Origin of the sequence: Pseudoalteromonas sp. 3J6, from assembly GCF_903995135.1 — a bacterium.
Classification (GTDB): domain Bacteria; phylum Pseudomonadota; class Gammaproteobacteria; order Enterobacterales; family Alteromonadaceae; genus Pseudoalteromonas.
In genome coordinates this window covers 1,355,746-1,369,167 of sequence record NZ_LR877185.1, presented here as the reverse complement: position 1 = coordinate 1,369,167, position 13,422 = coordinate 1,355,746, and the positions used below count along the sequence as shown (strand labels likewise).

Here is a 13,422-nt window from a genome sequence, read left to right as displayed (position 1 = left end):
GAAAAAACAATTCGTAAGATTTTGTAATAGCCACGTAAAAACAGCTATAAGACTGCGACAAATTGGCTTAACCGATGCTTAAACAAGCAAATCAACACAGTAAATAATTATTTTAATAACCGCCTAATGTATTACAGCTTACTCTTTTACTTATACTTTTATGGTGGCTTTTGTTACTATTCGCGCTATCTGAATTTACACTAGCTGGCTTATCACAATGGTTACCTCGTTTGTCATTTTAATTCTCGGTTTTGCGGCTCTCGTATGGAGTGCAGACAGGTTTGTTTATGGTGCGGCTGCACTGGCTAAAAACTTTGGCGTACCAACATTAATTGTAGGTTTAACCGTGGTAGCTATGGGCTCATCGGCCCCTGAAATGATGGTATCCGCTTCAGCTGCTTTGGCAAATAAAACCGATACAGCCGTAGGTAATGCAGTTGGTTCAAACATCACTAACATATTATTAGTATTAGGTATTACAGCACTTTTAAGACCGCTTTCAGTCTCTTCAAGTACATTAAGACGTGAAATTCCACTGGTATTACTGGTGTCTATCGCCACTTGGTATATTTTTTCAGATAACTACTTTTCATTTTTTGAAGGCGCAGCCTTACTTTTTGGCTTTATTACTTTTATTGGTGGACTTATTTTTGTATCACTGCGAGCAAAAAACCAAGACGACCCCTTTGTTAGCGAAGCCTGTGATGAAGTACCTGATAATGTCCCAACCAAAAAAGCCGTTTTTTGGTTAGTCGTCGGAATGATTTTACTTCCTGTTAGCTCACACTTTTTAGTTGGCTCAGCCGTTGATATTGCAAAATATTTTGGCTTAAGTAACTTAGTAATTGGTTTAACAATAATAGCCATAGGTACTAGTTTACCTGAACTTGCCGCCTCTATTGCAGGTGTTCTTAAAAATGAAGATGACCTAGCACTGGGTAACATTGTTGGCTCAAATATTTTTAATATTCTCGCTGTATTACCGCTGGCAGGATTAATTAACCCGTCGGTTATTGACGCATCAGTAGCTAACCGTGATGTCATCATTATGATAGGTGCAACCTTGGCGCTCATTGCTATGTCATTGAACTTTAGAGGTCAAAGACGTATCAATAGAGTAGAAGGTGGCTTACTCATCGTCGCATTTATGATTTACCAAGGTTATATTTTTAGTCAAGTAGGGTGATCCATGGCAACGCTAAATTTTATTCAACAAGGCTTGCGCGTCCTTGATATAGAACGTCAAGCACTCAGCGATATCGCACAATACGTTAATGAAAGCTTTGATCAAGCGTGCCAATTAATGTACGACTGCTCAGGCCGTATTATTGTTATTGGCATGGGTAAGTCGGGCCATATCGGTAATAAAATAGCAGCCACTTTAGCGAGTACTGGCAGCCCCGCATTTTTTGTACACCCTGGTGAAGCAAGTCATGGCGATTTAGGCATGATCACCGCCAGTGATGTAGTTATGCTTATTTCTAACTCTGGCGAAACCAGTGAAGTACTTAATATTATTCCGGTATTAAAACGTATTGGCGCTAAAATGATTGCTATGACAGGCAACGAAACGTCAACCATGGCAACATTGGCAAATGTGCATGTGTGTATTAAAGTTGAACAAGAAGCCTGCTCATTAGGCTTAGCGCCAACAGCAAGCACCACAGCAACACTCGCTATGGGAGATGCAATGGCGGTAGCTTTATTAGAAGCCCGTGGTTTTACAGCTGATGATTTTGCACTGTCGCATCCAGGGGGCAGTTTAGGCAAACGCTTGCTCTTAACTTTAAAAGATGTAATGCACAGCGGTATTCACACGCCTATTATTAATGAAACGCAAACCATTAAAGACGCCCTAATTGAAATGTCTGCCAAAGGGCTCGGTATGACCGCTATAATAGATGATAATCAGCAATTATCGGGGTTGTTTACCGATGGTGATTTACGCCGTATTTTAGAGCAACGTGTTGATATACACAGCACAGAAATTAATGTTGTGATGACAAAGTCATGTACAACAGCTACACAAGACATGCTCGCGGCTGAAGCACTGAACATTATGGAACAAAAACGTATTAATGGTTTAATTGTGATTAATGAGCATAATCACCCCATTGGCGCATTAAATATGCAAGACTTACTAAAAGCGGGAGTGCTATAAATGCAGTTTGAAGATCTTTATCAGCCGTTAAGTGATGATGCAAAAGCGCGCGCAAAAAAAATAAAATTATTAATTTGCGATATTGATGGTGTGTTTTCTGATGGACGTATTTATCTTGGCAACCAAGGTGAAGAACTCAAAGCATTTAATACCAAAGACGGGTTTGGCATTAAAGCCCTTATTAATAGTGGTTTTGAAGTTGCCGTGATCACAGGCCGTCACTCACAAATAGTTCAACAACGTATGAGCAGTTTAACCGTACAACATATATACCAAGGCCAAGAAGATAAACTCATAGCCTATCAAGAATTAAAACAAAAATTAGCGCTAAGCGATGAGCAAATAGCTTACATTGGTGACGATGGCCCTGATATGCCAGTCATGGAGAAAGTCGGGTTTGCTGTAGCCGTAAACGACGCCCACCCACTGATTAAACGTTTATCGCATTATGTCACTCAATTGCCAGGCGGCTTTGGCGCAGTAAGAGAATTAACCGATTTATTGATGCTTGAAAACAATAAGCCACTTACTAGCCAAGGAACCAGTTCATGAATGTAGCTCGAATTATACTGAGCATTTTATTCATAAGCTGTATGGTTTGGCTTTGGTATCCTTATTTTTCTCAGGTAGATATTGTTGCGGATGAGCAAACTCAAGCTATTGCTAAACCTGATTATACCGCGATTGAGCTAAAACAAACCGCTTATAATGATCAAGGTAAAATAAGCCATAAAGTAACTGCGGTAAAAATGGAATTATACCAACAACTTGGTTTTACTTTTTTTGAAAAGCCTATATTTACGTTATACAACGAGCAGCAAACATGGCGTATTAACGCTGATGAGGCCACCCTCTACGACGATCGTCAACTCGTATTAGAGGGCAATGTGAAAGCGCTAAATTTAATCGATAACGCCATGATCGATACGATCACAGCCGATAGCATCAATGTAGATATAAAACTACTCACTATGCAATCAGAGCAGCCTGTCGTTATTACCGGACCTAATTTAAAAATCATGGGTAAAGGCCTTGAAGCCGATTTAAAAACCGAAGTGATTAAACTTATTAACCATACGCGAACCCTATATTATGACCAATAACCTATTTAAAATTTTAATTGTTCCTTCACTACTGATTGCATTTCATAGCCATGCAGAGGAAACCACTGAAGCTCCTGCGGCTAATCAAATCTCAATTAGTGCTGACAGGCAGGAAGGTCAATTAAAAGAAAACGTGGGCATTTTTGAGAAAAATGTTGAAATTATTCATGGTAATCGCCGCATTAACGCTGACCGTTTAGAAGTACATAAACGTGATGACTTAGGTGAGAATAAGCAACTTTTAATTGCCACAGGCAGCCCTGCTTATTTTGAAGAAACACAAGCTGATGGCACCATTATGAGCGCCAGTGCGAATGAAGTGCGTTACGATGTTTCGCAGCGTTTTTTAACCTTAATCGGCGAAGCCAGTATTGCTCAAGCAGGTCAAAAAATAACTGCTAAAAGTATCACCTACGATATAGAGCAGCAGTTAATTAGCGCAGAAAAAGACGAAAACTCAACAGACCGTGTACACACTATTTTAGTACCTGTTGAAAACAAAAAAGAAGACGATAAAGGCCAACCATGAGCACATTAAAAGCAGAGCTATTAGCGAAAAGCTATAAAGGCCGTGAAGTGGTGAAAAACGTTGGCCTAGAGGTTGAAGCTGGCAGCATTGTCGGCTTACTTGGCCCCAATGGCGCAGGTAAAACCACGACTTTTTACATGATTGTAGGCCTTGTACCGAGCGATAAAGGCAAAATATCAATCGATGATCAAGATATCACTTTATTACCAATGCACAGCCGAGCTCGCCTAGGGATAGGATATTTACCACAAGAATCATCGATTTTTAGAAAGCTGACGGTCTACCAAAACTTAATGGCTATTTTAGAAACACGCAAAGAGCTTAATAAGCAGCAACGTGAAGATACCTTAAATAATTTACTTGATGAATTTAGTATTCAGCATATTCGTGACAGCCAAGGTATGGCCCTATCAGGTGGTGAGCGCCGCCGTGTTGAAATTGCGCGAGCATTAGCAGCAAATCCTAAATTTATACTATTAGACGAACCCTTTGCAGGGGTTGATCCTATCTCTGTATTAGATATTAAAAAAATTATAGAACACCTTAAAAATCGAGGAATTGGCGTATTGATCACAGATCACAACGTACGCGAAACTCTTGATGTTTGTGAAAAAGCCTACATAGTTTCTCATGGAGAGTTAATTGCATCAGGCACTCCAGAATATGTATTAAACGATAAAACGGTACGCGATGTTTATTTAGGCGAGCAGTTCAAGCTCTAATATGTGTGTTATTACACTAAGCATCTGCTAATATTAATTATACTAATTTAAAAGGATTGTTAGAGATAAATGAGGCAATCATTACAGCTGCGCATGGGCCAGCAACTTACAATGACTCCACAGTTGCAACAAGCAATTCGCTTATTGCAACTCAGTACATTGGATCTCCAGCAAGAAATTCAAGAAGCGCTCGATAGCAATCCCTTGCTTGAAGTTGAAGAACAAGATTACAGTGAAGATGCTGCGGGTAAAAACGAACAAAAAGCCGATATCGATGAGTCAACGCTAAGTGCTTCAGCTGATGAAAAACCTAGCGAATATGAGCAAGATAGCGGCGAAGCCATGACCAAAGACACCATTAGCGATGATATGGCAATGGATGTTACATGGGATGAATACATGAGCGCAGCACCTGCCTCTTCATCAGGACCAATGCCTGAAGATGAATCAATTTATCAAGGCTCTTCAACTGAAACGCTACATGAATATTTAATGTGGCAATTGCAACTGACACCGTTTAGCCCTACTGATGAAGCCATCGCGATTGCTATCGTAGAAGCCGTGGACGATTCGGGCATTTTAACCCTTAGCTGTGAAGAAATATTAGAGAGCTTTAATCAAGAGAACGACATAGAAGATGAAGTTGAACTTGATGAAATAGAAGCGGTATTAAAGCGTATTCAGTTATTTGATCCGGTGGGAATAGCGGCGCGTAGTTTACAAGAGTGCTTATGTATTCAACTGAATCAGTTTGACCAAGACACGCCTTTTTTAAACGAAACAAAAATGATCTTAACTGATCACATTGATTTATTGGCTGCGCGTGATTATCGCACGTTAATGAAAAAAACTAAGCTCAAAGAAGATGAGCTTAAAGAAGTCATGACGTTAATTCACACCCTTAGCCCAAAACCGGCAGACACTATCGTTAGAGAAGAGTCAGAGTACGTTATTCCTGATGTGTCGGTTAAAAAAGTGAAAGGCCGTTGGGTGGTTGAACTAAACCCAGATAGCATGCCTAAGATTAGGGTAAACAGCCAATATGCAGCTATGTCTCGTACGGTCAAATCAAGTGGCGATAGCCAGTTCATTCGCTCACATTTACAAGAAGCTAAATGGTTTATAAAAAGCTTAGAGAGTAGAAACGACACGCTGCTTAAAGTAACCAACTGTATTGTGCAGCAACAACAGGCCTTTTTTGAACATGGTCCTGAGGCGATGAAGCCTATGGTACTTAATGACGTAGCCGAAATGGTAGAAATGCACGAGTCGACTATTTCACGTGTTACTACGCAAAAATACATGCATACACCACGCGGTATTTTTGAGCTTAAATATTTCTTTTCCAGCCATGTAAGCACTGAAAATGGTGGTGAATGTTCTTCAACAGCAATACGCGCATTAATTAAAAAATTAATCGCTGCAGAAAACTCAGCTAAACCATTGAGTGATAGCAAAATTGCAGATATATTGGCTGAGCAAGGAATTAAAGTAGCAAGGAGAACTATTGCAAAGTATCGCGAATCTCTAGCTATTCCCCCGTCAAATCAACGTAAAAGTTTGATTTAAGGCGTACAACAAAGAGGAAAATGTTTATGCAACTGAATTTAACTGGTCGCCATGTAGATATTACCGACTCGCTTAGAGACTACGTAAATAGTAAATTTTCGAAGTTACAGAGGCACACTGATCACATAACGAATGTGCACGTTATTCTCGATGTAGAAAAACTAAACCAAAAAGCCGAAGCAACCGTTCATGTTAGTGGCGCTGAGATTTTTGCTTCTACTGAACACCAAGATATGTATGCCGCTATAGACTCGCTGATTGACAAGCTAGATCGTCAAGTAATTAAACACAAAGAGAAACTTGCTCGACACTAACACTATGAAACTAAGCTCACTTATCTGTCAGGACTGCAGTAAAGCTGCGGTCCTTTTTAATAGTAAAAAAAGAATTTTAGAATTTATCAGTGAATTGGCTCACAATAAACTGCCCTATTTAGCTCAACAAGATATTCTTAATGCATTAACAGCAAGAGAAAAACTAGGGAGCACAGGTATAGGCCGAGGAATTGCAATTCCTCATGGTCGTATGAGTGGTGTACAAGAGCCTCTTGCACTTATATTAGTGAGCGAAGCGGCTATTAATTTTGATGCAATAGATAATCGACCGGTCGACATTTTTGTTGCCTTAATTGTACCCGACGGTGACAATAAGCAGCATTTAAAAACCTTAGCCACTATAGCTGAAAAGCTCAACGATAAAGAATTTTGTAAGCAATTACGGGCGGCAAAATCCGACAGTGAACTGTACCAGATCATTGTAAGTCAACCGTAGCAATAATAAAGGGTGATAAATGGAATTAATAATTATAAGTGGTCGCTCAGGTTCTGGTAAATCTGTTGCGTTACGCGTTGTTGAGGATTTAGGTTATTATTGTGTAGATAATATACCTTTAAATTTATTACCATCTCTTGTTCGTAGTGTTTCCGACAGCTACAATAAAATAGCTGTAAGTGTTGATGTGCGTAACTTACCTAAAGAACAACAACAGTTTAATGAAATCATTGAGTATTTGCCTGGTTTTACTAAGCCAACGGTGTTTTATTTAGACAGTGACGATCAAACCTTAATTAAACGCTTTTCAGAAACACGGCGTCTTCACCCTCTTTCTATTGATTCTCTGCCACTTGATTTGGCTATAAAAAAAGAAAAGCAACTCCTTGATGTACTCATTAATCGTGCCGATTATATGATTGATACCACAGGCTTAAGTGTGCACCAGCTTGCTGAGTCTATCCGTGAAAAAATACTCGGTAAAAAAGACAAACAACTGATCATTACCTTTGAGTCATTTGGCTTTAAACACGGTATACCCAAAGAAGCCGATTATGTATTCGACGCTCGCTTTTTACCAAACCCACATTGGGAGCCTGAGCTTAAGCCGCTTACAGGGCTAGATCAACCAGTAAAAGACTACTTAGCCAGTCACAGCATAGTACAAAAGTTTACATGGCAAATTCAAACATTCGTGCAAACATGGCTGCCTCATTTAGAAAGAAATAACCGCAGCTATTTAACCATTGCCATTGGCTGTACTGGAGGGCAACACCGCTCGGTTTACTTAGCGCAAACTATAGGTGAAAGTTTTGCAATGAGTCATCCTAATGTGAAAATTCGCCACCGAGAACAAGAATAAAGCTTGAGAGAATATTAATGCGGTTAGAAAGTACATTTTTAATAAAAAACAAATTAGGCCTGCATGCCAGAGCGGCTACTGTGCTGGCACAGCTTTCTGTGCAATTTGATGCCTCAATCACGTTATTTCAAGACGATAAACAAGCCGCTGGCGACAGCGTACTAGCTCTTATGTTATTAGAGAGCAGTCAAGGCAAAGAAGTTAGGGTAGTATGTGAAGGCCCTGACGCAGAACCTGCACTTAATGCAATTGGTGAGCTCATTGATCAACGATTTAATGAGCAAGAGTAATCCTGCTCATAAGCTAAGGTTAATAGTGGTTGAGGTAGTTTACTGATATAAAGTAAGATAAAGCGATACCCCATCATCGTGTAATAAAATTTAATTAAGGACGCCAATGCCTGAAGCTTTAGAACAAGATATTCCACTACAACAACTAAAACAGGTGACTAAGTCACTAAATAGTGGTCAATTTGTTCAAGTTAGGCGCATGCTAGCAAAAACGGCACCTTGTGATACCGCACTTCTTTTAGAATCATCTCCCCATAAAATTCGTCGTATGCTCTGGCAACTGGTTGATCCCGATGTGCAGGGTGATGTACTTGAAGAGCTCTCTGAAGACGTACGTTTGGGCATTATTGCGCAAATGGCACCTGAGCACATTGCTGCTGCAACAGAAGACATGGGCCATGATGATTTAGGGGAAGTACTACGTAGCCTACCAGACACCGTATATAAAGACGTTGTTAGCGCCATGGATATTCAAGATAGAGAGCGCGCAACACAAGCTCTATCTTACCAAGAGCGCTCTGCTGGCGCCTTGATGAATATCGATACGGTAACTATTCGCCCTGATGTGACTCTAGATGTTGTACTGCGCTATATACGCTTACGTGGTGAACTACCTGAGGGCACTGATGACTTATACGTTGTAGATAAACATAACTGTTTTTTAGGCGCCTTATCGCTGAGCACTTTATTAACTAATCCCCCTGAAAAAATTGTTCAGGACTTGATGGATGAAGAGTGTGAATCTATTCCTATTTCAATGGATGAAAGCGAAGTAGCGCAACTATTTGAACGGCATAACTGGATATCAGCTCCAGTGGTCGATGACAACGCGCATTTGCTTGGTCGTATTACTATTGATGATATCGTTGATGTTATCCGTGAAGATGCAGAGCATAGCTTATTAAGCTTAGCGGGTCTTGATGATGAAGAAGATACCTTTGCGCCGGTCTTAAAAAGCTCTAAAAAGCGCTCAATTTGGCTAGGTGTAAACTTACTAACTGCATTGCTGGCTGCAATTGTGGCGAGCTTTTTTGAAAACACCTTAGCTATATTACCAATTCTTGCTGTGCTCAATGGCATTGTCCCGTCAATGGGTGGGGTTGCAGGCAGCCAAACCTTAACTTTGGTTATTCGCGGTATCGCGGTGGGCCATATCAACCAAACTAACCAACGTTTTTTATTATTAAAAGAACTCGCTATCGGCGCGATTAACGGTATGGTTTGGTCTATCCTAATTGCCGGTGTCGTTGCGCTTTGGCAATGGGATTTCAAACTCGGTGGTGTTTTAGCGTTTGCTATGTTTATGAATTTAGTTGCAGCAGGTATTGCGGGTGCTAGTATCCCACTATTGCTTAAAAAAATGAAAATAGATCCAGCACTTGCAGGCAGTGTGGTACTAACCACGGTAACTGATATTGTTGGTATATTTGCCTTTTTAGGCACTGCAACTTGGTTATTGATTTAATTTTTTTATAAACGTTTATAAACAAAAACACCGCATCAATACGCGGTGTTTTTGTTTAAGCCGATAGTTACTTTACCTTGCGCGCTGGCGATTACCGCCCACCTTAGGTTTAGTGTTGGCTTTTTTAAACTGACTAAAGCCAGTATGACGAGTAAGCGCTGGACGACCGCCTTTACTGCCTTTGGCTTGCCTTTCATCTCTGCCTTCTTCTGGCACTAAACAATTTGGACCTTTACCAATGAGTTTAGCTTTGCCCATGTTACGAAGAGCTTCGCGGATCATAGGCCAACCGGCAGGATCATGGTAACGTAAAATTGCTTTATGCAAACGACGCTGGCGCGCCCCTTTTGGTACCGCAACTTGCTCTGTGTTATTTTTAATATTACGTAGCGAGTTCATTTCAGTATGATAAATGGTGGTCGCATTAGCCATCGGTGATGGGTAAAAGTTTTGCACCTGATCAAGCTTAAAGTCATTCGATTTAAGCCACAAAGCCATATTAACCATGTCTTCGTCTTTAGTCCCTGGGTGAGCAGAAATAAAGTATGGAATTAAATACTGCTTTTTACCCGCTTCTTTAGAGTACTTATCAAATAGCGCTTTAAATTCATCGTAAGCACCCATACCCGGCTTCATCATCTTAGATAATGGGCCATCTTCAGTGTGCTCTGGTGCAATTTTTAAATACCCACCAACATGATGAGTTACTAACTCTTTAACGTAACGAGGATCACGTACGGCAAGGTCATAACGCACGCCTGAAGCAATTAAGATCTTTTTGATCCCTTTAACCTCACGCGCCTTTTTATATAAATCGATAGTCGGGGTATGGTCAGTATCCATATGCTTACAAATATCAGGATACACACAAGACAAGCGGCGACAGGTACTCTCTGCTTTTTTACTGGTACAACGCAGTTTGTACATATTTGCGGTTGGTCCGCCTAAATCAGAAATAACCCCAGTAAAGCCTGGCACTTTATCTCTAATTTGCTCAATCTCTTCAATAATTGATTCTTGAGATCGGCTTTGAATTATTCGCCCTTCATGCTCAGTAATAGAACAGAACGAACAGCCGCCAAAACAACCACGCATTATGTTTACCGACGTTTTAATCATATCGTAAGCAGGGATTTTGTCGTCGCCATAACTTGGGTGCGGAATACGCTGATACGGTAAACCAAACACATCATCCATTTCTTGGGTTTCAAGTGGATAGGCTGGCGGATTCACCCAAATAGAGCGATCGCCATGACGCTGAAACAACGCTCTTGCACAACCAGGGTTGGTTTCTTGGTGTAAAATACGCGATGCATGGGCATACAATGGTTTATTAACACAGACCTGCTCAAAAGCGGGTAACTTAACGTAAGTTTTTTCCCATGGCTTAGGACGCGCAGGCTGTATGGTAATTGGTTTTGCAGCTTCGGCTTTTAAATCAATACCCGCTTGCTTAAATTCTGATTTAGCACAACCCACATCATCCGCCCCATAAGGATTAGGAATAGGGTCTATTTTACCAATTTTATCAATGGCTGTTGAATCACTGCCGCGCCAACCGGGTAAAGGCTCTTTACGAATAACCGCCGTGCCTCTCACATCTTGTATGGTATCCATGGTTTCACCCGCAGCGATACGGTGCGCTACTTCAACCAATGGACGTTCGGCATTACCATAAATTAAAATATCACCCTTAGCGTCAAACAATACACTACGGCGTACTTTTTCTTGCCAATAATCGTAATGAGCAATACGACGCAAGCTGGCTTCAATGCCCCCTAAAACGAGTGGCACATCTTTATAGGCTTCACGACAACGTTGCGAGTATATTATCACGGCACGGTCAGGGCGTTTACCACCAACATTTCCCGGAGTATAAGCATCATCGTGACGCATTCGTTTTTCAGCGGTGTAACGATTGATCATCGAATCCATGTTACCGGCTGTAATACCAAAAAATAAGTTAGGCTTACCCAATGCCATAAAGGCATCTTTAGAGTTCCAATCAGGCTGAGCAATAATGCCCACTCTAAACCCCTGCGCTTCTAGCACACGGCCAATTACGGCCATCCCAAAACTAGGATGGTCTACATAAGCATCACCGCTAATAATAATAATATCGCAGCTATCCCAGCCAAGCGCGTCCATTTCTTCGCGTGTTGTTGGTAAAAATGGGGCTGTGCCATAACACTCAGCCCAATACTTAGGGTATGAGAATAAGCCGCGATCAGCTTTTAATGTGCTCATAAAATTGGCCGTTCAATAACAAAAGGCGCGAATTATACCCTATCGACATCCACGTTGATATAGCACAAAATGAAAGCACTGATTAAAAATTGTTTACCTTTATCGCATTACTAAAACAGACAAATCATCTAAGCTGATTACTGCTAATGTCTGCTTTTAGATTTATTTAAAGTAGATAAACTAGATGAAAATGATCGACTCTAGGCTAAACTATTAAATAAGCTGTGATTATTAATAATTCATAGATGCTGTAATATTAAAACCAATGAGGCATACCTATTAAACTACTTAAACAATTAATGCAGTTTTCAGCCATCTTGCTGTTGGCGTTTGTTGTTGTGGGATTACTTTTACCACAAAACTATCACGTGCAAAAAAGCATTAAAATAAATGCCCGCCCTCCTGTTATAAAGTCATTAGTGGAAGATTTTACTCAGTGGTACAAATGGTCGCCGTGGCAGCAAATAGATCCCAATATTGAATTTAGTATTGGTGAACCTAGTGCTGGTGCGGGAGCCTATCAATCTTGGCAAGGAAAGTGGGGGCAAGGCGAAATGACAATCACTTCATTAAGCGCCAATGAAGTTGTATTTAATGTATTATTTAATCAAGAACATATTATTACTAGCCGATTACTATTTAGCCCACATGCAAAAACTGTAACCTGGCATATAGAAGGACAAGCAACTGTGCCGCTTATATCTGGCTATGTTGCTATATTTGCTGAAAATATATTAAGCAATATAGTCACCCTTGGGCTAAATAACTTAAAGACGGTAGCCCAACTCAGTGATGCACAAGCAATAATGGAAAGCCATGACAGTAAAAACCGCACAAGCCAGAATTAAACTTGCCAATATTATTGAGTCACTGTTAGGTTACTCGGTCACAAAAGTGAGTAATACGACTGCAGCTGATGAACAAATCTATAATACGCAGGGTAAATCAAAGTCTCTTTATCGTATTAATAGCGAGCATTCAGTATTAGCGCGAGCACAAAAAAGACAAGATCTACTGCTAATAAAACAACAACAAAATATCGAGACTATTTTAGCCTTAGCAATGGAATTTTGTCCTGATGTAGCCTGCGCTAAACAACCTGATGCCGATTGGGTAGAGCACTTTATTGCCTTATGTGAAGATACTTCAAATCAATCAATGCAAACATTATGGGCAAAAATTTTTACTGGCGAAACCATTAGCCCAGGTACCTTTTCTATAAAAAGCTTACAAACCCTCAAACATATGACCCAGCGCGAAGCGGATTCATTGAGAAAGTGTGTGTCTATTTCAGGGTATAACGAAAAAGATAGTAGTCACCTAATATTTTTAGGCTATTACAAAAAACCCTCGTTATTTGATTTATTAGGTAAGGGAAATAAAGTGTCATTAAGCATAGGTAAAAGCGGTGTGAGCTTCCCTGATATATTAACCTTAATGGACTTAAATTTGTTATACCGTAAAGAAATTGAATCCGCTGCATTAAAAGCAGGACAAGAGATAACCCTCTCCTTTTTAACTCAAAAACTAACTTTAAAAGCAAAAAGTAACGACTTAGTACTGAGCTATTATAAGTTTACCCAAACCGGTGATGAATTGTTTAGACTAATGAATTACCCAATTAATAAAGTGTACAAACAGTTAATTGGAGCAGCATTTGAAGGGGAATTTGAATTAGTGTGGCACACTTCAAAGTAACTAAA

At 40.2% G+C, this 13,422-nt stretch carries 15 protein-coding genes; 14 read left to right on the top strand and 1 reads right to left on the bottom strand.

What is annotated here, in order from left to right; all coding sequences use genetic code 11:
• Positions 1-217: 217 nt before the first annotated feature.
• From P3J6_RS06330 to mgtE, 12 genes are all read left to right on the top strand, one after another.
• A complete protein-coding gene (locus P3J6_RS06330; protein ID WP_198522493.1) occupies positions 218-1,186 on the top strand; it encodes a calcium/sodium antiporter in 969 nt (322 codons plus the stop codon).
• A 3-nt stretch (positions 1,187-1,189) separates the two neighbouring features.
• Entirely contained in the window at positions 1,190-2,161 is a 972-nt protein-coding gene (locus P3J6_RS06325) for a KpsF/GutQ family sugar-phosphate isomerase (RefSeq protein WP_198522492.1), read from the top strand.
• Positions 2,162-2,713 carry a 3-deoxy-manno-octulosonate-8-phosphatase KdsC gene (gene kdsC / locus P3J6_RS06320; protein ID WP_008115528.1) on the top strand — a complete coding sequence of 184 codons (552 nt, stop codon included), beginning with the start codon at positions 2,162-2,164 and terminating at the stop codon, positions 2,711-2,713.
• On the top strand, positions 2,710-3,264 hold the full coding sequence (lptC, locus tag P3J6_RS06315; RefSeq protein WP_138609037.1) for an LPS export ABC transporter periplasmic protein LptC: 555 nt from the start codon (positions 2,710-2,712) through the stop codon (positions 3,262-3,264). Before kdsC ends, lptC begins: the two co-directional genes overlap by 4 nt.
• Positions 3,254-3,793, top strand: coding sequence for a lipopolysaccharide transport periplasmic protein LptA (gene lptA / locus P3J6_RS06310; RefSeq protein WP_138609039.1), 540 nt, complete (start codon positions 3,254-3,256; stop codon positions 3,791-3,793). The genes lptC and lptA overlap by 11 nt, the downstream gene beginning before the upstream one ends.
• Positions 3,790-4,515 carry an LPS export ABC transporter ATP-binding protein gene (lptB, locus tag P3J6_RS06305; protein ID WP_138609041.1) on the top strand — a complete coding sequence of 242 codons (726 nt, stop codon included), beginning with the start codon at positions 3,790-3,792 and terminating at the stop codon, positions 4,513-4,515. Before lptA ends, lptB begins: the two co-directional genes overlap by 4 nt.
• A gap of 69 nt (positions 4,516-4,584) precedes the next feature.
• Positions 4,585-6,084 (top strand): RNA polymerase factor sigma-54, encoded by a 1,500-nt coding sequence (locus tag P3J6_RS06300; RefSeq protein WP_138570630.1) that lies wholly within the window; start codon positions 4,585-4,587, stop codon positions 6,082-6,084.
• A 26-nt stretch (positions 6,085-6,110) separates the two neighbouring features.
• Entirely contained in the window at positions 6,111-6,398 is a 288-nt protein-coding gene (gene hpf / locus P3J6_RS06295) for a ribosome hibernation promoting factor (RefSeq protein ID WP_010390562.1), read from the top strand.
• Between the two features lie 4 nt (positions 6,399-6,402).
• Positions 6,403-6,855 carry a PTS IIA-like nitrogen regulatory protein PtsN gene (gene ptsN, locus P3J6_RS06290; protein WP_138609043.1) on the top strand — a complete coding sequence of 151 codons (453 nt, stop codon included), beginning with the start codon at positions 6,403-6,405 and terminating at the stop codon, positions 6,853-6,855.
• Positions 6,856-6,874: 19 nt separating this feature from the next.
• Complete coding sequence (rapZ, locus tag P3J6_RS06285) at positions 6,875-7,717, top strand: RNase adapter RapZ (protein WP_178954822.1); 843 nt, start codon at positions 6,875-6,877, stop codon at positions 7,715-7,717.
• A 17-nt stretch (positions 7,718-7,734) separates the two neighbouring features.
• A complete protein-coding gene (locus P3J6_RS06280) occupies positions 7,735-8,007 on the top strand; it encodes an HPr family phosphocarrier protein (protein WP_138609047.1) in 273 nt (90 codons plus the stop codon).
• 106 nt (positions 8,008-8,113) lie between these two features.
• Positions 8,114-9,472, top strand: coding sequence for a magnesium transporter (gene mgtE, locus P3J6_RS06275; RefSeq protein ID WP_008115512.1), 1,359 nt, complete (start codon positions 8,114-8,116; stop codon positions 9,470-9,472).
• A gap of 72 nt (positions 9,473-9,544) precedes the next feature.
• Here mgtE and P3J6_RS06270 read toward each other — a convergent pair whose 3' ends face one another.
• Positions 9,545-11,719: a YgiQ family radical SAM protein gene (locus P3J6_RS06270; protein ID WP_198522491.1), complete on the bottom strand. Its 2,175-nt coding sequence runs from the start codon at positions 11,717-11,719 to the stop codon at positions 9,545-9,547.
• Positions 11,720-12,018: 299 nt separating this feature from the next.
• Between P3J6_RS06270 and P3J6_RS06265 the strand changes: the two genes are divergently transcribed.
• Together P3J6_RS06265 and P3J6_RS06260 are read left to right on the top strand one after the other, a co-directional pair.
• On the top strand, positions 12,019-12,567 hold the full coding sequence (locus tag P3J6_RS06265; protein WP_198522490.1) for an SRPBCC family protein: 549 nt from the start codon (positions 12,019-12,021) through the stop codon (positions 12,565-12,567).
• Positions 12,536-13,417, top strand: a complete 882-nt coding sequence (locus tag P3J6_RS06260) for a TIGR03899 family protein (protein WP_198522489.1) — start codon at positions 12,536-12,538, stop codon at positions 13,415-13,417. Before P3J6_RS06265 ends, P3J6_RS06260 begins: the two co-directional genes overlap by 32 nt.
• Positions 13,418-13,422: the final 5 nt, after the last annotated feature.